The organism is Isoptericola sp. NPDC057559, from assembly GCF_042801555.1.
GTDB lineage: Bacteria > Actinomycetota > Actinomycetes > Actinomycetales > Cellulomonadaceae > Isoptericola.
In genome coordinates this window covers 1-25,126 of record NZ_JBHVFQ010000041.1, presented here as the reverse complement: position 1 = coordinate 25,126, position 25,126 = coordinate 1, and the positions used below count along the sequence as shown (strand labels likewise).

At 74.4% G+C, this 25,126-nt stretch carries 24 protein-coding genes and 1 pseudogene; 14 read left to right on the top strand and 11 right to left on the bottom strand.

Annotated features, from left to right (window positions below):
* Positions 1–123: 123 nt before the first annotated feature.
* The 3 genes from ACFU5J_RS21020 (at position 124) to ACFU5J_RS21010 (ending at position 2,043) form a co-directional block, all read left to right on the top strand.
* The gene (locus ACFU5J_RS21020; RefSeq protein WP_430580015.1) at positions 124–1,035 is read left to right on the top strand and encodes a DUF6325 family protein; all 912 of its coding nucleotides are present in this window, start codon (positions 124–126) and stop codon (positions 1,033–1,035) included.
* 100 nt (positions 1,036–1,135) lie between these two features.
* Positions 1,136–1,462 carry an SHOCT domain-containing protein gene (locus tag ACFU5J_RS21015; protein ID WP_430576030.1) on the top strand — a complete coding sequence of 109 codons (327 nt, stop codon included), beginning with the start codon at positions 1,136–1,138 and terminating at the stop codon, positions 1,460–1,462.
* 194 nt (positions 1,463–1,656) lie between these two features.
* Positions 1,657–2,043: an STAS domain-containing protein gene (locus ACFU5J_RS21010; protein ID WP_430576029.1), complete on the top strand. Its 387-nt coding sequence runs from the start codon at positions 1,657–1,659 to the stop codon at positions 2,041–2,043.
* A gap of 32 nt (positions 2,044–2,075) precedes the next feature.
* Here ACFU5J_RS21010 and ppgK read toward each other — a convergent pair whose 3' ends face one another.
* Positions 2,076–2,843, bottom strand: a complete 768-nt coding sequence (ppgK, locus tag ACFU5J_RS21005) for a polyphosphate--glucose phosphotransferase (RefSeq protein ID WP_430576028.1) — start codon at positions 2,841–2,843, stop codon at positions 2,076–2,078.
* 27 nt (positions 2,844–2,870) lie between these two features.
* Here ppgK and ACFU5J_RS21000 point away from each other — a divergent pair, with 27 nt between their 5' ends.
* Together ACFU5J_RS21000 and ACFU5J_RS20995 are read left to right on the top strand one after the other, a co-directional pair.
* Positions 2,871–3,068 carry an SPOR domain-containing protein gene (locus ACFU5J_RS21000; protein WP_430576027.1) on the top strand — a complete coding sequence of 66 codons (198 nt, stop codon included), beginning with the start codon at positions 2,871–2,873 and terminating at the stop codon, positions 3,066–3,068.
* 76 nt (positions 3,069–3,144) lie between these two features.
* Positions 3,145–4,017, top strand: coding sequence for an alpha/beta fold hydrolase (locus ACFU5J_RS20995; protein WP_430576026.1), 873 nt, complete (start codon positions 3,145–3,147; stop codon positions 4,015–4,017).
* Here the strand turns inward: ACFU5J_RS20995 and panB are convergent.
* Positions 4,014–4,883: a 3-methyl-2-oxobutanoate hydroxymethyltransferase gene (gene panB, locus ACFU5J_RS20990; RefSeq protein ID WP_430576025.1), complete on the bottom strand. Its 870-nt coding sequence runs from the start codon at positions 4,881–4,883 to the stop codon at positions 4,014–4,016. The two genes, ACFU5J_RS20995 and panB, sit on opposite strands and share 4 nt — an antisense overlap.
* Positions 4,884–5,001: 118 nt before the next feature.
* On the opposite strand from panB, the gene glnA (ACFU5J_RS20985) reads away from it, so the two are divergent.
* The 4 genes from glnA (ACFU5J_RS20985) (at position 5,002) to ACFU5J_RS20970 (ending at position 11,602) form a co-directional block, all read left to right on the top strand.
* Positions 5,002–6,339, top strand: coding sequence for a type I glutamate--ammonia ligase (glnA, locus tag ACFU5J_RS20985; RefSeq protein ID WP_430580014.1), 1,338 nt, complete (start codon positions 5,002–5,004; stop codon positions 6,337–6,339).
* Complete coding sequence (locus ACFU5J_RS20980) at positions 6,336–9,557, top strand: bifunctional [glutamine synthetase] adenylyltransferase/[glutamine synthetase]-adenylyl-L-tyrosine phosphorylase (RefSeq protein ID WP_430580013.1); 3,222 nt, start codon at positions 6,336–6,338, stop codon at positions 9,555–9,557. The genes glnA (ACFU5J_RS20985) and ACFU5J_RS20980 overlap by 4 nt, the downstream gene beginning before the upstream one ends.
* Positions 9,554–10,441: a glycoside hydrolase family 19 protein gene (locus ACFU5J_RS20975; RefSeq protein ID WP_430580012.1), complete on the top strand. Its 888-nt coding sequence runs from the start codon at positions 9,554–9,556 to the stop codon at positions 10,439–10,441. The genes ACFU5J_RS20980 and ACFU5J_RS20975 overlap by 4 nt, the downstream gene beginning before the upstream one ends.
* 111 nt (positions 10,442–10,552) lie before the next feature.
* The gene (locus ACFU5J_RS20970; protein WP_430580011.1) at positions 10,553–11,602 is read left to right on the top strand and encodes a DUF808 domain-containing protein; all 1,050 of its coding nucleotides are present in this window, start codon (positions 10,553–10,555) and stop codon (positions 11,600–11,602) included.
* Positions 11,603–11,618: 16 nt separating this feature from the next.
* Here ACFU5J_RS20970 and ACFU5J_RS20965 read toward each other — a convergent pair whose 3' ends face one another.
* Genes ACFU5J_RS20965 through ACFU5J_RS20950 form a run of 4 tightly spaced genes read right to left on the bottom strand, consistent with a single transcriptional unit; the run spans position 11,619 to position 15,079 of the window.
* A complete protein-coding gene (locus ACFU5J_RS20965) occupies positions 11,619–12,332 on the bottom strand; it encodes an ABC transporter permease subunit (protein ID WP_430580010.1) in 714 nt (237 codons plus the stop codon).
* The gene (locus ACFU5J_RS20960; protein ID WP_430580009.1) at positions 12,329–13,279 is read right to left on the bottom strand and encodes an ABC transporter ATP-binding protein; all 951 of its coding nucleotides are present in this window, start codon (positions 13,277–13,279) and stop codon (positions 12,329–12,331) included. Before ACFU5J_RS20960 ends, ACFU5J_RS20965 begins: the two co-directional genes overlap by 4 nt.
* Entirely contained in the window at positions 13,279–14,178 is a 900-nt protein-coding gene (locus ACFU5J_RS20955) for an ABC transporter permease (protein ID WP_430580008.1), read from the bottom strand. The genes ACFU5J_RS20960 and ACFU5J_RS20955 overlap by 1 nt, the downstream gene beginning before the upstream one ends.
* Positions 14,168–15,079: an ABC transporter ATP-binding protein gene (locus ACFU5J_RS20950; protein WP_430580007.1), complete on the bottom strand. Its 912-nt coding sequence runs from the start codon at positions 15,077–15,079 to the stop codon at positions 14,168–14,170. The genes ACFU5J_RS20955 and ACFU5J_RS20950 overlap by 11 nt, the downstream gene beginning before the upstream one ends.
* A gap of 153 nt (positions 15,080–15,232) precedes the next feature.
* Here ACFU5J_RS20950 and ACFU5J_RS20945 point away from each other — a divergent pair, with 153 nt between their 5' ends.
* Positions 15,233–15,526 (top strand): hypothetical protein, encoded by a 294-nt coding sequence (locus ACFU5J_RS20945; RefSeq protein WP_430576016.1) that lies wholly within the window; start codon positions 15,233–15,235, stop codon positions 15,524–15,526.
* Between the two features lie 126 nt (positions 15,527–15,652).
* Here the strand turns inward: ACFU5J_RS20945 and glnA (ACFU5J_RS20940) are convergent, their stop codons facing one another.
* On the bottom strand, positions 15,653–17,077 hold the full coding sequence (gene glnA / locus ACFU5J_RS20940; RefSeq protein WP_430576015.1) for a type I glutamate--ammonia ligase: 1,425 nt from the start codon (positions 17,075–17,077) through the stop codon (positions 15,653–15,655).
* 190 nt (positions 17,078–17,267) lie between these two features.
* Here glnA (ACFU5J_RS20940) and ACFU5J_RS20935 point away from each other — a divergent pair, with 190 nt between their 5' ends.
* A complete protein-coding gene (locus tag ACFU5J_RS20935; protein WP_430580006.1) occupies positions 17,268–17,744 on the top strand; it encodes an RDD family protein in 477 nt (158 codons plus the stop codon).
* Between the two features lie 121 nt (positions 17,745–17,865).
* Here the strand turns inward: ACFU5J_RS20935 and ACFU5J_RS20930 are convergent, their stop codons facing one another.
* The 4 genes from ACFU5J_RS20930 to ACFU5J_RS20915 all read right to left on the bottom strand — a co-directional run bounded on the left by ACFU5J_RS20930 (position 17,866) and on the right by ACFU5J_RS20915 (position 20,948).
* Positions 17,866–18,615 carry a DUF4191 domain-containing protein gene (locus ACFU5J_RS20930; RefSeq protein ID WP_430576013.1) on the bottom strand — a complete coding sequence of 250 codons (750 nt, stop codon included), beginning with the start codon at positions 18,613–18,615 and terminating at the stop codon, positions 17,866–17,868.
* Positions 18,616–18,626: 11 nt separating this feature from the next.
* On the bottom strand, positions 18,627–19,637 hold the full coding sequence (gene lipA, locus ACFU5J_RS20925; RefSeq protein ID WP_430576012.1) for a lipoyl synthase: 1,011 nt from the start codon (positions 19,635–19,637) through the stop codon (positions 18,627–18,629).
* 119 nt (positions 19,638–19,756) lie between these two features.
* The gene (lipB, locus tag ACFU5J_RS20920) at positions 19,757–20,422 is read right to left on the bottom strand and encodes a lipoyl(octanoyl) transferase LipB (RefSeq protein WP_430580016.1); all 666 of its coding nucleotides are present in this window, start codon (positions 20,420–20,422) and stop codon (positions 19,757–19,759) included.
* A gap of 19 nt (positions 20,423–20,441) precedes the next feature.
* A complete protein-coding gene (locus ACFU5J_RS20915; protein ID WP_430576011.1) occupies positions 20,442–20,948 on the bottom strand; it encodes a MarR family winged helix-turn-helix transcriptional regulator in 507 nt (168 codons plus the stop codon).
* A gap of 36 nt (positions 20,949–20,984) precedes the next feature.
* Here ACFU5J_RS20915 and ACFU5J_RS20910 point away from each other — a divergent pair, with 36 nt between their 5' ends.
* The 3 genes and pseudogenes from ACFU5J_RS20910 to ACFU5J_RS20900 form a co-directional block, all read left to right on the top strand.
* Positions 20,985–23,270 (top strand): MMPL family transporter, encoded by a 2,286-nt coding sequence (locus ACFU5J_RS20910; protein WP_430580005.1) that lies wholly within the window; start codon positions 20,985–20,987, stop codon positions 23,268–23,270.
* A 25-nt stretch (positions 23,271–23,295) separates the two neighbouring features.
* Positions 23,296–24,381: a Gfo/Idh/MocA family oxidoreductase gene (locus ACFU5J_RS20905; protein ID WP_430576009.1), complete on the top strand. Its 1,086-nt coding sequence runs from the start codon at positions 23,296–23,298 to the stop codon at positions 24,379–24,381.
* 96 nt (positions 24,382–24,477) lie between these two features.
* Positions 24,478–25,126: pseudogene (locus ACFU5J_RS20900) on the top strand (hypothetical protein); the annotation flags it as partial.

Genomic DNA, 25,126 nt, shown 5'->3' with positions numbered 1-25,126 from the left:
GGTCGGGGACCGTGCCCGGCACCGGCGGCCGGCGGGCCGCGCGGCCCTCGGCACGGTGCACGACCCGCGGCGAAAGTTCACCCGCGGGGACGGACGGAGCGGTCGGGCGGACAGGTGGTCGGGATGCCGTGGGTCGAGCTGACGGTCGTGGGCCGGGCGGGCGGTGACGCCGCGAGCCTGGTGGAGCTGGGCGCGGCCCGCGCCCACACCCGCACCGTGCTCGAGGTGTCCGTGCGCGACCAGTCCGCGCTGTACGGCCTGCTGCACCGGATGGCCGCCCTGGGGCTGGAGCTGGTCGAGCTCCGCACGGTCCCGGCCCGGCGCGCGGACGTCGAGATCGTCGTGCGCGGCGCGATCGGACCGGTGGTGCGGGGGATGCTCAGCGGCGTCGATCGGGCGGCGCCCGCCGAGGTCACCTCGCACCGGGTGCGGGAGGCGGACCTGGGCGCGCTGCTCGCCGTCCTCGACGGCGCCTCCTCACCCGTCGCGGGTGAGGACGCGCCCGCCGGCGCGCGGCACCGTGGGGCACGGAGCAAGGCGGCCGCCGCGCCGCGCGACCCACGGACGGGAGGACGACCCATGGACCCGACGGGTGAGGACACGGGACCCGACGAGATGGGCCCCATCGACTACATCGTCGTGGAGTTCCCGCAGAACCGGCTCGACGGGCACGCGCTGCCGCTGCTCGTCGACCTCGTGGACCGCGGGATCATCCGCGTCCTCGACCTCGTCTTCGTCCGCAAGAGCGCGGACGGCGAGGTGACGGCGGTCGACCTGGAGGACCTGGAGATCGAGGGCGACTTCGACGTGTCGGTGTTCCAGGGCGCGTCGTCCGGCCTCCTCGACGAGGACGACCTCACCGAGGCGGGCGGCGTCCTGACCCCGGGCAGCGCGGCCGGCGTCCTCGTGTACGAGAACGCGTGGGCCGGCCCGTTCGCCGCCGCGCTGCGTCGTGGCGGGGGGATGCTCGTCGCCAGCGGCCGGATCCCGGTCCAGTCGCTCCTCGGGGCGCTGGAGGCCGCCGAGGCCCGCTGACCCGCCGCCGGCGCCGCGTCGCGGCGCCGCTCACCGATCCGCACACACCACCCGTCGCCGGCCGGGCCCCGGCCGGCGACACCGACCAGAGGAGGTCGACATGCCCGGTCTGCTTCGGGGCGTCGCCAGGACCGCCGTCGTCGCCGGCACGGCCAGCGCCGTCTCCGGGCGCGTGCAGCGCCGCCAGCAGGGGCGCTGGGCCGCGCAGGACGCCCAGCGCGCCCAGGACGCGGGGTACGCGCCCGCGCCGACGTACGCCCAGCCCGTCTACGAGCCGCCGCCGCCCGCGCCGGCACCCGCGCCCGCGCCGTCCGGCGGGGCGGACGCGACCATCGCCCAGCTCCGCGACCTGGCCGAGCTGCGGGCGCAGGGTGTGCTCACCGACGCCGAGTTCGCGGCGCAGAAGGCGCGCATCCTCGGGTCGTAGCCCGCCCGAGGGCAGAGGCGCACCGGGATGGTGCGCTCTGTGAACGGTCGGTAAAGAATGTCCCTGGCGAGGTTCCGCTGCGGGTTCGCGAAGGTGTAGCGTTGCGGTCGTCGCGACGACGAGGTCGCGAGTCCGGAACGCAGCGCCCGAGACCGTGGCGCGCTGGACGCAGGACGTGGGACGAAGGTGTGGCAGTGACTTTCACCGACGAGGCTCAGGCCGGGGGCATCGCCCTCGTGGAGCGCACCGACGTGAGCGTGGTGGACATGTGGGGCGAGATCGACATCGCCCTGCGCAACGAGGCGAGCGCGGCCCTCGCGCGGGCCTTCGAGCGGGACCTGCCCGTGGTGGTCGACACCTCACGGGTGACCTTCATCGACTCCGCCGGGGTCGCCTTCCTCGTCCAGCTCTGCCGCATCGGCAGGGACGAGGGGCTGCGGGTCTCGCTGCACCGGCCGCCGGCCGCGGTGCTCGACGTGCTGCGCATGCTCGAGCTCGACGTGCCGCCGGAGACCGGCGTCGACTGGGGCCGCGTCCCGACCGCGCCCACGCCCACGGCGCCGCACAGCCTGGCGGGCTGACCGCTCCGGACCTCCGTCGGACGCCCCGCGGCTCAGTGGTCGCGGCCGCTCGCCGCCAACGCCGCCGCCCCGACGATGCCGGCGCGGTTGCGCAGCGTGGCGGGGATGATGGGCGCGCGCAGGTCGAGCAGCGGCAGGAACTTCTCGTGGTGCTTGCTCACCCCGCCGCCGACGACGATCAGCTCGGGCGAGATCAGCATCTCGACGGTCTCGAAGTACCGCTGCAGCCGGTGGGCCCAGTGGTGCCACGACAGGTCCTCGCGCTCGCGGGCGGACTCGGCGGCCCGCGACTCGGCGTCGTGGCCGTCGATCTCCAGGTGGCCGAGCTCGGTGTTCGGCACGAGGACGCCGTCCACGAGCAGCGCCGACCCGATGCCGGTGCCCAGCGTGACGACCAGCACCACGCCGTCGCGACCCTCGGCGGCGCCGTACCGCTGCTCGCCGACGCCCGCGGCGTCGGCGTCGTTGACGGCGGTGACCTCGCGACCCGTGGCCTCGCGGGCGAGCGCCGGCAGGTCCACGCCCTTCCACGACTGGTCGAGGTTGGCGATGAAGCGGACGACGCCGTGGTCCATCGGGGCGGGGAAGGCGACGCCGACGGGCACGTGCTGGGGCAGCTCGAACGAGTCGACGAGCTCGGCGAGCACCTGGGCGACGGCCTCCGGGGTGGAGTTCTCCGGCGTGGGGATGCGGCGCCTTTCGGCGGCGAACTCGCCGGTCGCGAGGTCGACCGGGGCCCCCTTGATCCCGGACCCGCCGATGTCGATGCCGAACGCGACCGGCTGCGCTGCCTCCACCATGGGCCCATCTTGATGCAGGATCGTCCTATGAGCGACACAAGCCCGGTGCAGTACTGGTACAACACCAAGACCGGCGAGGTCGAGGAGAGTCGCGACCGCTCGAGCTGGAGCCACCGCATGGGTCCGTACCCGTCGCGGGAGGCCGCTCGCAACGCCCTGGACTCCGCGCAGCGCCGCAACGAGACATGGGAGGGCGAGGACGCCGACTGGCGCGGCAAGGACTGACCCTCCCCGCCCTTCGCGGCGCGCCGATGAGTTCCCGCCGCCCGCGGCGTCGACCCGGGGAGAGGGAGGTGCCGGCATGACGGTGACGGTGGAGGCGAACGGCGTCCGGCTGGGCGTGGAGCACTTCGGCGACGCGGCGGCGCCGCTGGTCCTGTGCGCCGGCGGGACGACGATGCTCTCGTGGCCCGACACGGTGTGCGAGGCCGTGGCCCGCGGCGGGCGGCACGTGGTCCGGTACGACCTGCGCGACTCGGGCGCGTCGACCACGGTCGACCCCGACGCGCCGGCCTACTCCCTGCGGGACCTCGCGGCCGACGCGGCGGCGCTCGCGCGGGAGCTCGACGACCGGCCGGCGCACCTGGCGGGCCTCGGCGTCGGCGGCATGGTCGCCCAGGTCGCCGCGCTCGACCATCCGGACGCGTTCGCGGCGCTCACCCTCGTCGGGACGCGGCCGGTGGCACCGGGGCCGGTCGACGACGACCTGCCCGACCACGACGCGGAGACGATGGCACGGCTCTTCTCGCGGCCGATGCCCGACTGGGCCGACCGGGGCGCCGTGGCCGAGCACGCCGCCGCGAGCGCCGAGATCCTCGGCGACGACCCGGCGTCGGCCCGCGAGGTCGCCGGGCGCACCTGGGACCGCACCCCGGGCAGGGCGCCGTCGGTGCACCTGGCCAACCAGCTGGGCACGGTGTTCGCCGCGCTCGACTGCACGCCGCGGTGGCGTGAGCGCCTGCCCGAGGTCGCCGTGCCGACGCTGGTGGTGCACGGCCGCCGCGACCCGTTCTTCCCGGTCGGCAACGCGGAGGCGCTGGCCCGCGAGATCCCGGACGCGCGGCTGCTGATCCTCGACCGGGCGTCCACGACGGTCCCCGACGAGGACGCCGGGCGGGTCGCGGCGGCGATGCTCGGCCTCGCGGCCGGCGTCACCGGGTGGCCGCGGGCCTAGCGCTCGAAGGAGTGCGCGGCGTCGGGGAACGTGCCCCGGCGGACCTCGTCGGCGTAGTCCTGGGCGGCCTGGCGCAGCAGGTTGCCCACCTCGGCGAACCGGCGGGCGAAGCGCGGCGACCAGTCGGTCATGCCGGCCATGTCGGTCCAGACCAGCACCTGCCCGTCGACGCGGGGGCCGGCGCCGATGCCAATGGTGGGGATGCGCAGGATCTCGGTGGCGCGCGCGGCGACCTCCACCGGGACCATCTCGAGCACGACGGCGACGGCGCCGGCCTCCTGCACGGCGAGGGCGTCCTCGCACAGGGCCTCGGCGGCCTCGTCGCCGCGGCCCTGGACGCGGGGCCCGCCCAGGAGGTTCTCCGACTGCGGTGTGAAGCCGAGGTGGCCCACCACGGGGATCCCGGCGTCGGTGAGCGCGCGGATCTGCGCGGCCGAGCGTCGCCCGCCCTCGAGCTTGACCGCGGCGGCGCCGGTCTCCTTCATGATCCGCACGGCCGAGCCGAGCGCCTGCTCCGCGCCGGCCTCGTACGACCCGAACGGCAGGTCGACGACGACGAGCGCGTGCTCGGCGGCGCGGGCGACGGCGCGGGCCGGCGGGATCATGTCGTCGAGCGTGACGGGCAGCGTCGTGTGGTGCCCGTGCATGGTGTTGCCGATCGAGTCGCCGACCAGCAGCAGGTCCAGGCCGGCGGCGTCGAAGAGGCGTGCGGTGACGGCGTCGTAGGCCGTGAGCATCGTGAGCTTCTCGCCGCGTTCCTTGGCCTCGGCCAGGTGGTGGACCCGCACGCGACGGCGGCGGGTCAGGTCGGCGGCGGGGGAGGGCGCGGCGGCGTCGACGGTGGCGTCGTGACCGGGGTTCGACATGCCGGTCAGCCTATGCCTCCGACCCGCGGTACCGGATATCCGTCCAGGTCGGGACGGGGGCGGTCCGGGCCGCGTCCCACGACATACCCCGTTAACACTTCTCGGGCAGGATGGGTTCATGGACAGGCAGCAGGAGTTCGTGCTCCGCACGGTCGAGGAGCGCGACATCCGCTTCATCCGGCTCTGGTTCACCGACGTGCTCGGCGTGCTGAAGTCGGTGGCGGTCGCCCCGGCCGAGCTCGAGCAGGCGTTCACGGAGGGCATCGGCTTCGACGGCAGCTCCATCGAGGGGCTGACGCGGGTCTACGAGGCGGACATGATCGCCAAGCCCGACCCGACCACGTTCCAGGTGCTGCCGTGGCGCGGCGACCGGCACGGCACCGGCCGCATGTTCTGCGACATCCTCACGCCGGACGGGGAGCCGTCCCTGGCGGACTCGCGCAACGTGCTCAAGCGCGCGCTCGCGCGCGCGAGCGACCGCGGGTTCACCTTCTACACGCACCCCGAGGTGGAGTTCTACCTGTTCAACCAGGTGGCCTCCCCGGAGGAGCCGCTGGTCCCCGTCGACAACGGCGGCTACTTCGACCACCTGGCGCGCGGCAGCACGCACGACTTCCGCCGGGCTGCGATCACGATGCTCGAGTCCATGGGCATCTCGGTGGAGTTCTCCCACCACGAGGCCGGCCCTGGCCAGAACGAGATCGACCTGCGCTACGCGGACGCGCTCACCACCGCCGACAACCTCATGACCTTCCGCACGGTGGTCAAGGAGGTGGCGCTGGAGCAGGGCGTCTTCGCGTCGTTCATGCCCAAGCCGATGGTCGACCAGCCCGGCTCCGGCATGCACACGCACCTGTCGCTGTTCGAGGACGACCGCAACGCCTTCCACGAGCCGGGCGCGCAGTTCGAGCTGTCCAAGACGGCGCGGCAGTTCATCGCCGGCCTCCTGGTCCACGCGGCCGAGATCACGGCCGTGACCAACCAGTACGTCAACTCCTACAAGCGGCTGTGGGGCGGCGCCGAGGCGCCGAGCTACATCTGCTGGGGCCACAACAACCGGTCCGCCCTCGTGCGCGTGCCCATGTACAAGCCGGGCAAGGGCAACTCGGCGCGCGTGGAGTACCGGGCGCTCGACTCGGCCACCAACCCCTACCTCGCGTTCGCGGTGCTGCTGGCCGCGGGCCTCAAGGGCATCGAGGACGGCTACGAGCTGCCGGAGGCCACCGGCGACGACGTGTGGGAGCTCACCGACCGGGAGCGCCGCGCGCTCGGCATCGCGCCGCTGCCGCAGTCGCTGAACGAGGCGATCGAGCTCATGGAGCGCTCCGAGCTCGTGGCGGAGACGCTGGGGGAGCACGTCTTCGACTTCGTGCTGCGCAACAAGCGGCAGGAGTGGGACGCCTACCGCGCCCAGGTCACGCCCTACGAGCTGCGCCGGTTCCTGCAGTTCCTGTGACCGCCCGGCGCTCCACCCTCACTGGCCGGCTGCTGCACGCCGGGTTCGGCGACCTCACGCGGTCGGCAACGCTCTGGTCGGACGCCGCGCTGCAGGAGGTGCTCGACGCGCCGGGCCGCGAGGACGCGCTGCTGGCGGCGCTGGGGGCGTGCGCCGACGCCGACCTCGCGCTGCTCCAGCTCGTGCGGCTCGCGGAGTCGCCGGGGGCGGGGGCACGGCTGGGGGAGCTGCTGGACGCCGCGTCTCCGCGGGCGCGCACCCGCCTGGTCGCGGTGCTGGGGGCGTCGTCCGCGCTGGGCGACGAGGTGGTGCGGCGCCCGGAGCTCCTCGACGTGGTCGCCGTCCCGGACGGCGCGTCCGAGGAGGCCGACGGCGCGAGCGGCGAGAGCGACGCGCGAAGTGAAAGCAGTGAGAGCGGCGAGACCGACGCCGGGGACGACGCGGACACGTCCGCCGCCCCGGGCCCGCGGACGTTCGCCGGGCCCGCCGCCGTCCGCGCCGGCCTGCTGCGTGCCGTCGGGGCCGACCCCGAGGCGGACGTGCCCGTGGCGGCCGACCCGGACGGCGAGCCGGGCGTGGCCTGGCCCGACGCCGGCGCGGCCACCACCACCGACGCGCTGCGCCGCGCCTACCGCGAGCGGCTCCTGGCCCTCGCCGCGGACGACCTCACCGCGGGCGAGCCGCTGACGCGCCTGCCCGTCGTCGCCGCCGCGCTCGCCGACCTGGCCTCCGCCGCCGTGGAGGCGGCGCTCGCCGTCGCGCGCGCCGACCTCGACGACCACGGCGCCGGCGTGCGGCTCTGCGTCATCGGCATGGGCAAGACCGGCGGGCGCGAGCTCAACTACGTCTCCGACGTCGACGTCGTGTACGTCTGCGAGCCGGGCGAGGCGCCCGACGGCGGGCTGCTCGACGAGGCGACGGCGCTGGCCGTCGGCACGCGCCTCGCGACCGGGCTGCAGCGGGTCTGCTCGGCCACGTCCGCCGAGCCCGCCCTGTGGCCCGTGGACGCCGCGCTGCGGCCCGAGGGCGCGCAGGGGCCGCTGGTGCGCACGCTCGCGAGCCACGTCGCCTACTACGAGCGGTGGGCCGAGACCTGGGAGTTCCAGGCGCTGCTCAAGGCGCGCCCGATCGCCGGGGACGCGGCGCTGGGGCACGACTACCGCGCCGCCGTGGACCCGTTCATCTGGTCGGCCGTGCACCGCGAGCACTTCGTCGAGGACGCCCGCGCGATGCGGCGCCGGGTCGAGGCCCACGTGCCCGCCGCCGAGGCCGACCGGCAGATCAAGCTCGGCAAGGGCGGCCTGCGCGACGTCGAGTTCACCGTGCAGCTGCTGCAGCTCGTGCACGGGCGCGCCGACCCGAAGATCCGCTCCCCGCACACCCTGGCGGCGCTGGCGGCGCTCGCGGCGGGGGGCTACGTCGGCCGCGAGCACGCCGCGCGGATGGCGGTCTGCTACCGCTTCCTGCGGGCGCTGGAGCACCGGGTGCAGCTGTTCCGGCTGCGCCGCACGCACCTGCTGCCCACGGCCGAGGAGGACCTGCGCCGCCTGGCGCGGTCGCTCGGCATGCGCGCCGAGGGCGCCAAGGGCCTGCTGGAGCGCTGGCGCGCGACGCGCCGCGAGGTGCGGGCCCTGCACGAGGAGGTCTTCTACCGGCCGCTGCTGCCGGCGTCGGCCCAGCTGTCGGACGCAGAGCTCTCGCTGTCGCCCGGGGTGGCGCGCGAGCGCTTCGCCGCGGTCGGCTACCGCGACCCGGACGGCGCGCTGCGGCACGTGGCGGCGCTGACCTCGGGCACGTCGCGGCGCGCGGCGCTGCAGCGCCAGCTGCTGCCGGTGCTGCTCGGCTGGTTCGCCGAGGGTGCCGACCCGGACGCGGGGCTGCTGGCCTTCCGCAAGCTCTCCGAGGAGCTGGGCGCCACGCCCTGGTACCTGCGGCTGCTGCGCGACTCGGAGAACGCCGCGTACCACCTGACCCAGCTCCTGGCGTCGTCCACCTACCTCGCCGACGCGCTGGCGCGGTCGCCGGAGTCCGTGCGCTGGCTCGCGGACACGTCGGGCCTGGAGCCGCGGGGCGCCGAGCGGCTGGCCGCCGAGGCGGACGCCATCCTCACCCGGGCCGACGAGCCGCAGCCCGCCGCACAGCGCCTCCGCGCGCTGCGCCGTCGCGAGCTCGCCCGCACCGGGGCGGCGGAGGTGCTCGGGCTGCTGCCGCCCGTGGACGCCGCGGCCGCCGTCTCCGACGCCGCCGACGTGGTGCTCGTCGGCGGGCTGCGGGTCGCCGAGCACGCCGCCCGCGCCGAGCTCGGCCTCGGCCTCTCGCCCGACGCCAACCCGACCCGCATGCTCGTGGTCGCGATGGGCCGGCTCGGCGGGCGCGAGATGGGCTACGGCTCGGACGCGGACGTGATGTTCGTGCACGACCCGCTGCCCGGGGCCGAGCCGAAGCTCGCCCAGGACTTCGCCACCCGCGTCGCGACGCGGCTGCGGGCCCTGCTGTCCGAGGTCGGGCCCGAGCCCGCGCTGCCCGTCGACGCGGACCTGCGGCCGGAGGGGCGGCAGGGTCCGCTGGTGCGCACCCTCGCCTCGTACGCCGAGTACTACGAGCGCTGGTCGAGCGTCTGGGAGGCGCAGGCCCTGCTGCGCGCCCGTCCGGTGGCGGGTGACGTCGCGGGCGACGACGCCCTGGGCGCCCGGTTCGAGGCGGTCGTCGACCCGCTGCGCTACCCGGCCGACGGGCTCGACGACGCGCGCGTCCGCGAGGTGCGGCGCATCAAGGCGCGCGTCGAGGCCGAGCGCCTGCCCCGCGGTGCCGACCCCGCGCGGCACCTCAAGCTCGGCCGGGGCGGCGTCGCCGACGTCGAGTGGACCGCGCAGCTGCTGCAGCTCCAGCACGCCGCGGCCGTCCCGGGGCTCCGCACGACCGGCACGGTCGCGGCGCTCGACGCCGCGGCGGGTGCCGGACTGCTCGACGCCGAGGACGCGGCGCAGCTGCGCGACGCGTGGGTGCTCGCCTCGCGGCTGCGGTCCGCCGTCGTGCTGTGGTCCGGGCGCACCACGGGCGCGCAGGTCGACCAGCTGCCGCACGACTCCCGCGACCTCACCGGCGTGGCCGGGCTGCTCGGCGACGTCGGCACCGGGGGAGAGCTCGAGGAGCTCTACCTGCGCACCGCCCGCCGCGCCCGCGCCGTCGTGGAGCGCGTCTTCTACGGCGAGGAGTGACGCCCCCGAGGTCGTCCGGGGCGCTGCGCGGTGGTCTGCTCGTGGGGCTGGCGGGCATGCTCGCCCCCGCGACGTCGTCGGCTGCCGGCGAGGGTGCGGGCGAGCCCACGTGCCCGGCGACCTGGTCGTCCACGACGGCCTACGGCGGCGGCCGGGCGGCGGCGCACCACGGACGCGCGTGGGAGGCCCGCTGGTGGACGCAGGGCAACGCCCCCGGATCCACGGGCGTCTGGGTCGACCGGGGGCCGTGCGCGGACGGGGGTGACGACTTCGTCGTGAGCCGGGCGGAGTTCGACGCGCTCTTCCCCGACCGCGACCCGTTCTACACCTACGACGGCCTCGTGGACGCCCTCGGCGCCTACCCGGCGTTCGCCAGCACCGGCACGGAGACGACGCGCACCCGCGAGGTGGCGGCGTTCCTCACCCACGCCGACTTCGAGTCGGTCGGGCTGCGGTACGTCAAGGAGATCAACGAGGCCAACTACGGGATCAAGTGCGACCGGTCCCAGCCGTTCGGGTGCCCGGCGGGTCAGGAGGCGTACTACGGGCGCGGGCCGATCATGTTCAGCTGGAACTTCAACTACAAGGCCGCCGGTGACGCCCTGGGCCTCGACCTCCTGGACGACCCGTGGCTCGTCGAGCGGGACCCGTCCGTCGCCTGGCAGACCGCCCTCTGGTACTGGAACACCCAGAACGGCCCGGGCGTCATGACGTCGCACCAGGCGATGGTCGGCGGGGCCGGGTTCGGGCAGACGATCAACTCCCTCAACGGGGCGCTCGAGTGCGGCGGAGGCAACCCCGCGTCGGTCGACGCGCGGGTCGACCGCTGCGTGCGCATCACGGGCGTGCTCGGCGTCTCGCCGGGGTCGGGACTGCGCTGCTGAGCAGGGCTCCCGCGGGCGCCCGCAGGTACGGCACGATAGGTCCATGCACCAGCCTTCGATGCCGCCTGCGGGCGCTTCGCCCGCCCGCTCGCACCCGGTGGGAGCGGTCGCGTGAGCGCCGGCCTGCTCGGCCTCCTCGACGACGTCGCCGCGATCGCGAAGCTCGCCGCCGCGTCCCTGGACGACGTCGGGGCCGCCGCCGCGAAGGCGACGGCGAAGGCCGCGGGCGTCGTCGTCGACGACACCGCCGTGACGCCGCAGTACGTGCACGGCGTCGCCGCGAACCGCGAGATCCCGATCGTCAAGAAGATCGCCAAGGGCTCGATCCGGAACAAGGTGTTCTACATCCTCCCGGTGGCCCTGATCCTCAGCCAGTGGGCGCCGTGGCTGCTCACGCCGATCCTCATGGTGGGCGGCACCTACCTGGCCTTCGAGGGCGCCGAGAAGATCTGGGGCCGCCTGCGCGGGCACGAGGGGCACGACAAGCCCGCCGCGACCGTCGGCCCCGACGCCGAGAAGACCCTCGTCGCCGGCGCCGTGCGCACCGACCTCATCCTGTCGGCCGAGATCATGGTGATCGCCCTCAACGAGGTGGCGCACGAGCCGTTCTTCTCCCGGCTCGTGATCCTGCTGATCGTCGCGTTCGCGATCACCGCCGTGGTCTACGGCGTCGTCGGCCTCATCGTGCGGATGGACGACATGGGTCTCGCGCTCGCGGGTCGCGACTCCCGGGCCGGTCAGCGCGTGGGCCGCGCCCTGGTGACGGGGATGCCCAAGGTGCTCGCCGTCATCTCCGTGGTCGGCACCGTCGCGATGCTGTGGGTGGGCGGGCACATCCTGCTCACCGGCGCCGACGAGCTGGGCTGGCACGCCCCGTACGAGGTCGTGCACCACCTGGAGGAGGCCGTCGCGCACGCCGTGCCCGGCATCGGCGGGTTCCTCGGCTGGCTGGTGAACACGCTCTGCTCGGCCGTCGCGGGCCTGATCGTCGGCGCGGTCGTCGTCGCGGTGATGCACGTGCTGCCGTTCGGCAAGTCCCACGATGACGGGCACGACGACGGGCACGACGCCGCGACCGCGGCGTCGGACACCGAGCCGACGACGGACGACCGGCCGACCGCGGGCCACGACGCGCCGGAGGGCGACGACCGGACCCGCTGACCGGGCCCGCTGACCGCTACTCGGCGGACGCGAGGGTGAGCAGCCGGAGCCGGTGACCGGCGTACCAGGTCGCGGCGGCGAACCCGCCCACCACGAGGGCGAGCGCGAGGCCCGTGCCGACGTCGGACGTGACCAGGCCGGGCGGCGCGATCGACCCGGTGACCGACAGGGCCCACTGCTGAACGCTGAGGTTCCGCGCGCCGGGCACGAAGCTGCCCACGAGGCTCTCCCAGAGCAGGGCGTAGACCAGGCCGATGATCACCGCGTGGCGGGTGAGGATCGACAGCAGCAGGAAGAGCACCCCGTACACGGCGCCGGCCGCGAGCGCGCCGACGCCGAAGGCGAGCACGGCGCGCGGGCCGAGGCCGAGCACGGCGGCCGCGACGACGGTCGGCACGACCGCGAACACGAGCAACGCCCCGACCGCCACGGCGAGCTTGCTCTGGACGATCGCGTGCCGGGAGACCGGCTTCGCCAGCAGGTGCACGATCGACCCGTCGTCGATCTCGGGGGCGATCGCGCCGGTGCCGACGACGAGGCCGAGCAACGGCAGGAACGTCGCGAAGGTCACGCCCTGGAGCAGGGTCGCAGCCTCGGCCTCGGTGACGGGGACCAGGACGCGTGCGAGGACGGCGATGGCGACCAGGAGCAGGGCGAGGGCCGCGAGCAGCCACACGCGCCGGCCGCCCAGCATCCCGAGGGCGGTCAGGCGGACGACGGTGCCGTTCACGACGGGTCCCTCCGTGCGGTCGAGGTGGTGCGGGACGAGCCGTCGACGAGGTAGGAGAACACGCTCTCCAGGGACTCGTCGGCCGGGGTGACCTCGTACAGGCGGACGTCGACGTCGCGCGCGACGCGGGGCAGGAGCGCGGCGAACCGCAGGAACTCGCCGGCCTGCACGCGCAGCCCGCCGCCGTCGAGGCTGACCCCCGCCGTCGAGCCGTCGGCCACCAGGGCGGAGGCGAGTGCGCGGTCGTCGCTCGAGGAGATGGTGTAGCGGTGGGGCCGGTCGGTCATGAGCCGGCGGATCTCGCGGTAGTCGCCGGACGCCGCGTGGCGGCCCGAGACGACGACCTCGATCTGGTGGGCCAGCTGCTCGACCTCCTCGAGGATGTGCGAGCTGAACAGCACGGTGCGGCCCTCGTCGCCCATGGTGCGCAGCAGTCCGATGAGGTGCAGGCGCTGGCGGGGGTCCATGCCGTTGAACGGCTCGTCCAGGAGCAGCACGGCCGGGTCGTGCACCAGCGCGGACGCCATCTTCACGCGCTGCTTCATGCCCTTGGAGTACTCGCCCACCTTGCGGTCCTGGGCGTCCGTCATGTCGACCGTGACCAGGGCGCGATCGGCCGCGGCGCCCGGGTCGGGCAGGCCCTGCAGCTCGGCGCTCGCGCGCACGAGCTGGCGCCCCGTGAGGAAGTCGTACGTCGCCTCCCGCTCGGTGACGATCCCGAGGGTGTGGTAGATCTCCTGGTTCTTCCAGGTGGGCGTGCCGTCGAGGGTCACCGACCCGGCGGACGGCGGCAGGAAGCCGCCGAGCATGTGGATCAGCGTGGACTTGCCCGCGCCGTTGGGCCCGAGCAACCCGGTGATGCCGGGGCCCACCGTCATCGTGACGTCGTTGACGGCGACGACGTTGCCGAACCAGCGGGAGCAGGTGTCGATCTGCAGCGAGGCCATCAGAGCCGGACCCTCCGGTATCGGGCGGCGACGGCCGCGTAGCACAGGGCGATCACTCCGAGGGTCACCGCGAGAAAGACCACGCCGGCGACGTCGCCGGACGGGCCTGCAGGGGTCGACGGCTCGGCGCCGAACGCCCAGACCTGGACGCCGTCCACGAGCGTCATCGGGGAGAACAGGCCGATCCACCCGGCGGTGGCAGGGTCGTCGGCGTCGAAGGCCACGAGCGCCTGGAGGCTGGAGACGACGGCGTAGGTGAGCGCGAGGACGGTGACGATGGCGGCCACGCCGAACCCGCGGCGCGCCGTCCACGACGCGATGAGGACGGCGACACCCGAGAGGATCGCGGCGAACAGGAGGGCGCCGACCAGCGCCTCGAGCAGGTCCACCGTCTGACGGCCGGCGTCGAGCCCCGCGGCGAGGCTGCCGAGGTACATGACCAGCAGCGGGGCCGCGAGGAGGAGGAACACCGCCGACGTGACCGCCGCGAGCTTGGCGCGTGCGTAGTCCACCCGTTCCAGGGGCCGCGAGAGGTACAGCGGCAGGGTGTGGAACCGCAGGTCGAGCGACACGGCCTGCGGCGCGGCCACGGCGAGGAAGATCGCGACGGCCGCCTGGGTCACCATCGCGTAGCGGGTGTACGGCAGCGCCGGGCCGGTGAGCGCACCCTGCCCGACCAGGACCACCGTGACGACGGCGAGGATCACGGCCGGGAGCAGCATGAGGACGGCCAGGCCCATGGGCACGACCTTCGACCGCGGCGCGCGGCCCACCCCGAAGACGCCCCGCAGCGTGTGGGTGTAGAGCCCGAGGGCGACCCCGCGCCGGGCAAGCCTCGGGCCCTCGTACTCGCGGTAGCCGATGTCGTGGATGACGCCGGCGGGCGGGTCAGACGGCATCGTCAACCTCCCGGTCGAACACCTCGGAGATGTGGTGGCGGCGCGGCGAAAGCCGGACCAGGCCGTACCCGTGGTCCGCGACGACGTCACGGACCACGTCGTAGGTGGCGTCGCCGTCGAGCCCGACGAGCAGCAGCGCGCCCTCCCTCGCGACCCGCAGCCCGGCGGCCGTCAGTGCCGCCGCCGCATCGTCGGCGTCCGCGGTCACCTCGACGGCGATCTGCGCGCTGGCGCGGGTGAAGTCGGCGACGGCGGACGAGCGCAGCAGCACGCCCGCGTCGACGACGACCACGTGGTCGCAGATGCGTTCGAGCTCGCCGAGCAGGTGCGACGTCACCAGGACGGAGATGCCGAACTCGTCGTAGATGCGGCGGACCAGGTCGAGCATCTCGTCGCGGCCGGCCGGGTCGAGGCCGTTGGTCGGCTCGTCGAGGAAGACGACGTCGGGGTCGTGCACCAGTGCCTGCGCGAGCTTCACGCGTTGCTTCATGCCGGTGGAGTACCCGCCGACCGGCCGGTAGCGCTCCTCGTACAGCCCGACGTGCCGCAGCGTGTCCGCGGCGCGCTCGCGGGCCGCGTCCGCCGGGAGCCCCGACATGCGGGCGAGGTGGACCACGAGCTCGGTGGCCGACATGTCGCTCGGCAGGCAGTCGTGCTCGGGCATGTACCCGACCCGTGCGCGCAGCGCGGCCCCGTCCGCGCGGATGTCGTGCCCGAGGACGGTCGCCGTGCCGGACGTCGGTGTCGCGAGTCCCAGGAGGATCTTGATCAGGGTCGACTTGCCCGCTCCGTTGGCGCCGACGAGCCCCGTGACGCCGTCGCCGACCTCGACGGACAGGCGGTCGAGCGCCGTGACCCGCGGGTATCGCTTGGTGAGCTCATCGGTGGTGATGACTGGCACGAGCCCGACCGTAGCCCCGCACCTCACCCGCCGGAACCCCTCGTCGCGGCCGTTCAGGGGGAATTCAGGGTGAACCCTCACGGGCGCGGGCGGCCAGGGCATGGCACGAGGCCGCGGTGGAACGTATGTTCGAACGCCGGGTAGCCTGGCGGCGTGGGACAGAGGGAGGGCCGCCCGGACGGGCGGCCGACAGGCGCGGTCGACCGCGTGCCCCTGCGGGACGCGGCGGAAGGGGCGCCCGGCAGGTCGCGGCAGGGCGCGCACATCACGCGGCCCGACCGCGGCATCCCCGTGCGCGCGTGGATCACGTCGCGCCAGTCCGGCGAGCAGCAGGTCGACGGCGAGGCCACCGCCTGGACGGACATGCAGGTGCACGTGCGCTACGTGGACGCCCACGGCCGCGAGGGCTTCGTCTGGCTCTGGGCGGGCGCGGTCACGCGGCGGTGACGGGCCGTCCCGCCCGCCGCGTGCGCCCGGGACGCCGAAACGGCGGCTGTCGCTCCCGGCGCCTGGTGGCGTGGAGAGCGGCAGCCGCCGTTCCGGCGACATCAGCAGGCCCTGGCGGGCCGCCGATCAGATGTCGTAGTAGAGCTCGAACTCGTGCGGGTGCGGGCGCAGACGGATCGGGTCGATCTCGTTGGAGCGCTTGTAGTCGATCCAGGTGGCGATGAGGTCCTCGGAGAAGACGTCGCCCTGCGTGAGGAACTCGTGGTCGCGCTCGAGGTTGTCGAGGGCCTCCTCGAGGGACGCGGGCACCTGGGCGATCTGCGCGTGCTCCTCGGGGGGCAGCTCGTACAGGTCCTTGTCGATCGGCGCCGGCGGCTCGATGCGGTTCTTGATGCCGTCGATGCCGGCGAGGAGCTGCGCGGCGAACGCGAGGTACGGGTTGGCCGTCGGGTCCGGGACGCGGAACTCGACGCGCTTGGCCTTCGGGGACGAACCGGTCACCGGGATGCGGATGCACGCGGAGCGGTTGCGGGCCGAGTAGACCAGGTTGACAGGGGCCTCGTAGCCGGGCACCAGGCGACGGTAGGAGTTCACCGACGGGTTGGTGAAGGCGAGCAGCGACGGCGCGTGCTTGAGCAGGCCGCCGATGTACCAGCGGGCCGTGTCGGACAGGCCGCCGTAGCCCTTCTCGTCGTAGAACAGCGGGTCACCGTTCAGCCACAGCGACTGGTGGGAGTGCATGCCCGAGCCGTTGTCGCCGAAGATCGGCTTCGGCATGAAGGTGACGGTCTTGCCGTGCTGCCAGGCGACGTTCTTGATGACGTACTTGAACTTCATCAGGTCGTCGGCCGAGTGCAGCAGGGTGTTGAACCGGTAGTTGATCTCCTGCTGGCCGGCGGTGCCCACCTCGTGGTGCGCGCGCTCGACGTCGAGGCCCACCTCGGCGAGGACGGCGCACATCTCGTCGCGCAGGTCGGCGAACTGGTCGTTGGGGGAGACGGGGAAGTAGCCGCCCTTGTACCGGGTCTTGTACCCGAGGTTGCCGCCCTCCTCCTCGCGACCGGTGTTCCATGCCGCCTCGACCGAGTCGAGGTGGTAGTAGGACTCGTGCTGGTTCGTCGAGAACCGGACGTCGTCGAAGATGTAGAACTCGGCCTCGGGGGCGAAGAACGCCGTGTCCGCGATGCCGGTCGACTTGAGGTACGCCTCCGCCTTGGCGGCGATCGTGCGCGGGTCACGGGCGTAGGGCTCGTCGGTGAACGGGTCGACGATCGAGAAGTTCACGATGAGCGTCTTGCGCTTGCGGAACGGGTCGAGGTACGCCGTCGTGACGTCCGGGACCAGCTTCATGTCCGACTCGTGGATCGCCTGGAAGCCGCGGATCGACGACCCGTCGAACATGAGGCCCTCGGTGAAGGAGTCCTCGGAGAACTGCTCCACGGGGATGTTGAAGTGCTGCATCACGCCCGGCAGGTCGATGAAGCGGACGTCGATGAACTCCACCCCCTCGCGACGGGTGAAGGCGATGGCCTCCTCGGCGTTCGTGAACATGCATGCACTCCTTGCGTGGATGGTGCCGTTCGGTCGGTGCCGCCGGACGGTTCCGAAGGACTGGTGCGGCGGGCCCGGGGCTCGCCGCTCGACGACCATGACGGTATGGCGGCGGCGTTTCTCCGGCATGGCGCCTTTGTTTCGAACAGGTTACGGGGGTCGGGCCTTCGGCGCCGCGTAGCCTGGGACCATGGCATCGCCGGAGGACATCTCACGAGAAGACGTCGGTTCGTGGCTCGAGGGCGGGCGACGGGACGACGCGGCCGGGTCCGGCGGCCGGCTGGGGCTCCCCGAGACCGGCCCGGGGTCGCTGGCCCGGCTCGGGCGCCGGGTCGTGGCCCTCCTCGTCGACTGGGCGGTGGCGACGCTCATCGCCTACCTGGTGACGACGCCGGCGTCGTTCGCCGAGCTGAACTCGTGGGTCACGCTGGGCGTCTTCGCGCTCGAGAACGTGCTGCTGGTCAGCACCGCCGGCTTCACCATCGGCCACCGGCTGCTGGGCATGCAGGTCCGCACGCTCGGCGCACCTGAAGGGATGGCGAACGGGTTCGCGCGCGGCGCCGTGCGCACGCTGCTGCTGTGCCTCGTCATCCCCGCCGTCGTGTGGGACCGCGACGGCCGCGGCCTGCACGACCGCGCTGCGGGCACCGTCCTCGTCCGCCGCTGAGGTCGTCCGCGGCTCGACCGCACAGAGATCGACCCACCCGCCGCGACGCCGCCTCTCGAGAGAGGGCGGTCGTGCAGCGGGTGGGTCGATCTCGTGGTCGAGCTGGTCGGGCCGGCGCGGGTCAGCGGCCGCGGAGGCCCTTGCGGTCCGGGCGGGCGCGCATCGGGTCGACGCCCTTGGGGATCGGCAGGCGGGCGCCGCCGAGCGCCTTGAGGCGCTTGTTGACCTGGTCGGCCTCGGGCTTGGTCAGGGAGCGCTTGAGCTTCTGCACCTTGCGGGCGACCTTGGGCAGCGGGACCTGCCCCTCCTCGTTGCCGCACTGGATCAGCGTGATCGGCACGTTCGGCACGACGCGCGCCACCTTGCGGCGCTCGTCGTCCAGCAGGCGCTGCACGCGGTGCGCGGGGCCCTCGCTGACGAGGACGATGCCCGGGCGGCCGACGCCGCGGAAGACGAAGTCCTGGGTGCGCGGGTTGATCGCGACGGGCTCGTCCTCGAACGTCCAGCCGCCGCGGACCGTGCCGAGTGCCGCGCGGGCGGCGCCGGGCTGGCCCTCGATCTGCGTGTACGCGGCCCGCTCCGCCTTGCGGGTCAGGACGAACATCGAGCCCAGCATCGCGAACGGGATGCCGAGGACGACGATGTACAGGATCTTGAAGCCGGTCGGCACGTCGAGGAGCAGCACCACGGCGGCGACGACCGCGAGGATCCCGACGAACACGCCCAGGAGCAGCCACGTCACCGTGGGGTCCTGCTTGCGCGTCATCTGGTACGCGGCCCACACCTGGTGGTACCAGCGCTGCTTCTTGGGCTTCTTCTGCTTACCGGTGGCGTCGGCGGGCGCGCCGGCGTCGGACTTGGTGCGGGCCATGGTCGTCAAGTCTAGTGCGCTCGGGGGGCCAGCAGGCTCGCGGCCTCCTGGCGCGACGTCGTCGGCTCCCCGAGGTGCGCGAGCGCCTCCGGGATCGGCAGGCCGCGGCGGGTCATCGCCTGGCCCCACAGGCGCCCGGCGCGGTACGACGAGCGCACGAGCGGGCCGGCCATGACACCCAGGAAGCCCATCTCCTCGGCCGCGTCGGACAGCTCGACGAACTCCTCCGGGCGTACCCAGCGGTCCACGGGGTGGTGGCGCAGGGACGGGCGCAGGTACTGCGTGATCGTCACGAGGTCGCAGCCGGCGTCGTGGAGGTCCTGCAGCGCGTCGCGGGCCTCGTCGATGGTCTCGCCCATGCCGAGGATGAGGTTCGACTTGGTGACCAGCCCCGCCTCGCGGGCACGGGTGAGCACCGACAGCGACCGCTCGTAGCGGAACGCGGGGCGGATCTGCTTGAAGATGCGGGGCACAGTCTCGACGTTGTGCGCCATGACCTCGGGCCGCGACTCGTTGACGACGTCGAGCAGCTCGGGGATGGCGTTGAAGTCGGGGATGAGCAGCTCGACGCCGGTACCCGGGTTGAGGGCGTGGATCTGGCGCACGGTCTCGGCGTACAGCCAGGCGCCGCCGTCGGCCAGGTCGTCGCGCGCGACGCCGGTGATGGTCGAGTACTTCAGGCCCATGGTCCGCACGGACTCGGCGACGCGGCGCGGCTCGTCGGCGTCGAAGTCGGCCGGCTTGCCCGTGTCGATCTGGCAGAAGTCGCAGCGCCGCGTGCACTGGTCACCGCCGATGAGGAACGTGGCCTCGCGGTCCTCCCAGCACTCGAAGATGTTGGGACAGCCGGCCTCCTCGCACACCGTGTGCAGGCCCTCGCCCTTGACCAGGCCCTTCAGCTCCCGGTACTCGGGACCCATCGTGGCCTTGGTCTTGATCCACTCGGGCTTCTTCTCGATGGGGGTGGCGGCGTTGCGGGCCTCGATGCGCAGCATGCGGCGGCCCTCGGGTGCGATCGTCACGGGTGTCTCCCGGTCGTCGTCGAGCAGGTGGACGTCCGGCGGACCTGGCCTGTACGGACCCTGACCGTGCCGGACCCGGTCAGACTACGTGAGCCCGGCGCGGCGGCGCCGGGACCTGCTCACGGTGCGGACGTGACGTCAGCAACACCCGCGGGCGAGGGGGCGGCCCGGAGGGGGTCGAGGTGGCGGACGAGGGCGCCGACCAGCGGGTCCCGCGCGTCGTCGAGGGTGACGTCGCGCCCGGTCTCGATCGACAGGGACGTCACGTCGGCGTCCGTGATGCCGCACGGCACGATGTGGTCGAACCGGCTCAGGTCGGGGTCGCAGTTGAGGGCGATGCCGTGCATCGTCACGCCCTTGGCGGTGCGCACGCCGATGGCGCACACCTTGCGCTCGCGGCGCCCGGCGCCGGCGGCGAACCAGACGCCGGTGCGGTCCTCGACCCGGATCGTCCCCAGGCCGAACCCGGCGCAGACCTCCATCACCGCCTCCTCGAGCGCACGCACGTAGGCGACGACGTCGATCGGCTCGGCGAGACGCAGGATCGGGTAGACGACCTGCTGGCCCGGGCCGTGCCAGGTGATCTTGCCGCCACGGTCGACGTCGACCACGGGCGTGCCGTCGGTGGGGCGCTCGTCGCGGTGGGTGCGCCGCCCGGCGGTGTAGACGTCGGGGTGCTCGACGACGATCAGGGTGTCCGTCCGGTCGCCGGCGACGACCTCGGCGTGCACGCGGCGCTGCAGCTCCCACGCCTCGTGGTAGTCGGTCAGTCCGGGCAGCGTCATCACGTCCACCCGGCCGAGGCTAGCCCTCGTCGCCGCCGCGGTGGGCGCGGACGAGGGTGACGAGCATCTCACGCAGGCTCGCCACCTGGTCGTCGTCCAGGCCCTGGGAGGTGAGGTCCTCGGCGGGCTGGAGGCGCCCCGCCTCGGCGGCGGCGCGGCGTCCGGCGTCGGTGACGGCGACCGTGCGCCGTCGGCGGTCGCGCGGGTCCTCGCCGCGGACGACGTAGCCGGCGCGCTCCAGGCGTGCGACGACCTTGCTCATCGTCTGCTCGGTGACGCCGTTGAGGTCGGCCAGCTCGCGCTGGGTGCGTGGGCCGGCGAACAGGTGCAGCAGCACGGGGAAGCCCGCGTGGTTGAGGTTCCAGCCCGCGAGGTGCGCGTTCCAGTCGTGCTCGATCCGCCGCACCACGGTGAACAGGAGCCGGCCCGTGGGCCACTCGGCGGGGTCGTCGCTCGTCGGGTCGACGGGATCGGGCCAGCCGGGGGCGCCGGACGAGGTCGTGCCGTCGGTCGCGTCGTGGGTCACTTGCTGCGCACCTCCTCGTGAGGCAGGATACTCAGCATGCTGAGCAATCGCGGATCGGGACTTCTCCGGGGCCTCGCCATTCTGGCAGCGATCGGCGTGTGGCTCGCCATCGGCGCCGTCGGCGGGCAGGCCCAGGGCAAGCTGAGCAGCGTCCAGACCAACGACGCCGCGGCGTTCCTGCCGGCGAGCGCGGAGTCCACGCAGGCCGCCGAGCTCGCCCGCGAGTTCACCGACTCCGAGACCCTCCCGGCCCTGGTCGTCGCCGAGACCTCCGACGGGTCGGCGCTGACCCCGGACCAGCTCGCCGACGTCCAGGCGTTCGCCGACGCGATCCCCGCCGCCCCGCTCGCGGGCACCTCCGGCGACGAGCCGCGCACCGTCGGCGACGTGAGCGTGGCGACCCCGGTCGTGGTCCCGTCCGAGGACGGGCAGGCCGCCCTCGTGGTGGTCTCCCTCGACGCCGCCAAGGCGTCCGAGGACGTCGGCGCGGACGAGTCGAGCGTCTCGCAGCTCGCCGTCGACGCGCTGCGCACGCTCGCGGCCGCGGACGCCGCCGACGGCGGCCTCGCCGGCACCGGGCTGGACGCGTGGGTCACCGGTCCCGCGGGCTTCGTGGCGGACCTCGTGAGCGCCTTCGGCGCCATCGACACGGTGCTGCTGCTCGTCGCGCTCGGCGCCGTCCTGGTCATCCTGGCGCTCGTGTACCGCTCGCCGGTGCTGCCGTTCGTCGTGATCCTCACCGCGGTCCTCGCGCTCTGCCTCGCGGGCCTCGTGGTGTACGAGCTCGCGGCGAACGACGTGCTGACCCTCAACGGGCAGTCGCAGGGCATCCTGTCGATCCTCGTCGTGGGCGCGTCGGTCGACTACGCCCTGCTCCTCGTCGCCCGCTATCGCGAGGAGCTGCGCACCGCCGTGTCCCCGTACACGGCGATGCGCCGCGCCGTCCGCGCGTCGGTCGAGCCGATCGCCGCCAGCGCGGGCACCGTGATCGTCGGACTCCTGTGCCTCCTGCTGTCCGACCTGTCCTCCAACCGCAGCCTCGGGCCCGTCGCGGCGATCGGCATCGCCGCCGCCTTCCTGTCGGCGATGACGCTGCTGCCCGCCATGCTGCTCGTGGGCGGGCGCCGCGCCCGCTGGGTGTTCTGGCCGAAGGTCCCGCACGCCGTCGACGGGCGCTCCGGCTCGCCGGACGCCGTCGAGGCCGCCCCGGTCCCGGACGACGACACGCACGTGGACGTCGCGGGGCACGGCGTCTGGTCGCGCGTCGCGGGCTTCGTCGGGCGCCACGATCGGGCGGTGTGGGTCGTCACGGCCGTCGTGCTGGCCGCGGGCGCGGCCTTCGTCCCGACGCTGAACGCTCACGGCACCGGGGACTCGGAGGTGTTCCTCACGCAGGTCGGCTCGGTCGACGGCGAGGAGGCCCTCACCCGGCACTTCGAGGGCGTCTCCGCACAGCCGGTGACGGTCGTGGCCCCCGAGGAGGACGCCGGGGCCGTCGTCGACGCCGCCGAGGCGACCGACGGGGTCGCCGCTGCGACCGTCGTCACGGACCAGCCCGCCACGGCGCCGGGCGCACCGGCGCAGGGCGACCCCCTGGTCGTCGACGGCCGGGTGCGCGTGGACGTCACGACCGACGCGCCGTCGGACAGCCAGGCGGCCGTCGACACCGTGTCCGCGCTGCGCACCGCGGTGCACGACGTGAGCCCCGACGCCCTCGTGGGCGGAGCGGCCGCGGAGCGGCTGGACACCCAGGTGGCGGGGGAGCGCGACCTGCGCACGATCGTGCCGGTGGTGCTCGCCGTGATCCTCGTGATCCTGGTGCTGCTGCTGCGCTCGGTGCTGGCGGCCGTGCTGCTGATGGCCGCGAACGTGCTCTCGTTCGGGTTCGCCCTCGGGGTCGCGGCGCTGATGTTCAACCACGTCTTCGACTTCCCGGGCGCGGACCCGGCGGTGCCGCTCTACGCCTTCTGCTTCCTCGTGGCGCTCGGCGTGGACTACTCGATCTTCCTCATGACCCGGGTGCGCGAGGAGAGCCTGCGCGTCGGGACGCGGCCGGGTGTGCTGCGCGGGCTGGCCGTGACCGGGTCGGTCATCACCTCCGCGGGAGTGGTCCTCGCGGCCACGTTCGCCGCGCTCGGCGTCATCCCGCTCCTGTTCCTCGCGCAGCTCGCGTTCATCGTCGCGTTCGGCGTGCTCGTCGACACGCTCGTCGTGCGCAGCCTCCTCGTGCCCGCCCTCGTCCACGACGTCGGCGACCGGGTCTGGTGGCCCGCGCGCCTCGGTCGTGGGCCGGCGGCCCCGCGTGGCAGCGGGTCCCACTAAGGTGCCGTCGGGCACGATGGGGACCATGGTCACGGACGAGGCGGCAGGGACGGGCGAGACCGGCAGGGCGGCTGCCCCGCCGCGGCTGGCGATCGTCGGGTACGGCGGGTCGGGGCGCGAGATCCACGCGCGCCTCGCGGCGGAGGCGGGCCTCCAGGTCACCGCCGTCGTGGCGCGCGACCCGGGCCGGCGCAACCAGGCGGCGGGGGACTGGCCGGGCGCGCGGCTCGTGTCGGATCTCGACGCGCTGATCGCCGCGCGCCGCAGCTACGACCTCGTGGTGGTGGCCAGCCCGTCCACCCTGCACGCCGAGCACGCGGCGGCGCTCGCCCGTGCCCAGATCCCCTTCGTGCTCGACAAGCCGATCGGCCTCGACGCGCACCAGGCGCGCGCGGTCGTCGAGGAGGCCGCCGCCACCGGCACGCCGTTCACCGTGTTCCAGAACCGGCGGTGGGACCCCGAGCAGCTGGCGCTCGCGGGCCTGATCGACGCGGGGGAGCTCGGCGACGTGCACACGTTCGAGCGCCGCTGGGAGCGCTGGCGGCCCGTGCCGCGGCAGCGCTGGAAGGAGAACGACCCCGTCGGCGGCGGCCTGCTCCTGGACCTCGGCCCCCACCTGGTCGACTCCGCGACCCAGCTCTTCGGCCGCGTGGAGTCGGTCTGGGCGCAGACCCGCAAGCTCACGACGCCCACCGAGGACGACGTCTTCCTGGTGCTGCAGCACGAGCCCGGCGGCGGGAGCGCGGCCAGCCCGCGCGGCGTCGTGTCACGGCTCTGGGCCGGCTCGGTGGTGGGCGCTCCCGGGCCGCGGACGCGCGTGCTGGGCTCGGCGGGCGCGTTCGTCGTGACGACGTACGAGCAGGACGCGTCCCCGTTCGAGGTGCTGGACGACGGCGCCCCCGAGGGCACGGTCGGCTGGCTCACCCGCGGACGCGAGCGGCGTGCCGTGCCGGCCGCGCCCGGCGGGCACGCGGACTTCTACCGGGCCCTCGGACCGTGGCTGGGCGGAGAGGGGCCCGCGCCCGTGGACCCGGCCGACGCCGTGCGCACCGCGGAGGTGCTCGACGCCGCCCGTGTGTCCGCGCGGGAGGGTCGTCGCATCGATCTGTGAGCGTCGAGCACCGAGGCCCCGGCCTCGGGGCGGCGCCGGCCCGAGGCCTGTGGACGACGGGGCGGGCGGGGCGGGCCCAGGGTGTTCGATGGCACGGTGCCGACCCAGACGCTGCCGATCCCGACCGACGCCGGCACCCGTGAGGTCCTGCTCGCACGGGTGAGCGCGCTCGCCGCGCTGCGCCACCCCTGCGTGGAGCCCGTGGCCGCCGTGGACGTCCGCGACGACGGCACGCTGGCCCTGCGGCGCGGCGGCTCGGCGACCGACCTCCCCACGGTCCTCGCCGTCCGCGGCCGGCTCACGTCGCGCGAGGCCGCGGGCCTGCTGGTCGCCGTCGCCCGCGGTCTCGCCGCGCTGCACAGCGCGGGGCTGCGCCAGGGCCTCGTCGGCGCGGAGGACGTCGTGCTCGCGCCGGACGGCGCGGCGATGCTGCGCCCGCGGGCCGAGGCCCCCGGGCCGCCGGCGGCGGGCGGCGACGGGGAGGCGGCCGACGTGCACTCCCTCGCCGCCCTGGTCGCCGACCTCCTCGGCGACCGCGGCGACGACGACGCGACCGCCCTGCGCGCCGTGCTCGCGCCGGCCTCCGCTCCCGACCCCCGGGTCCGGCCCGAGGCCGGGACCCTCGCCGCGCAGGCCGACGCGGCGGTGCCCGCCGAGCCCGTGCGCCTGCCCGAGCCCGCCGCCCTCGCGGCGGCGGCGCTCGGCCGGCGGCACCCCCGGCAGGCCCCCGCGGCCGCGCCGGAGC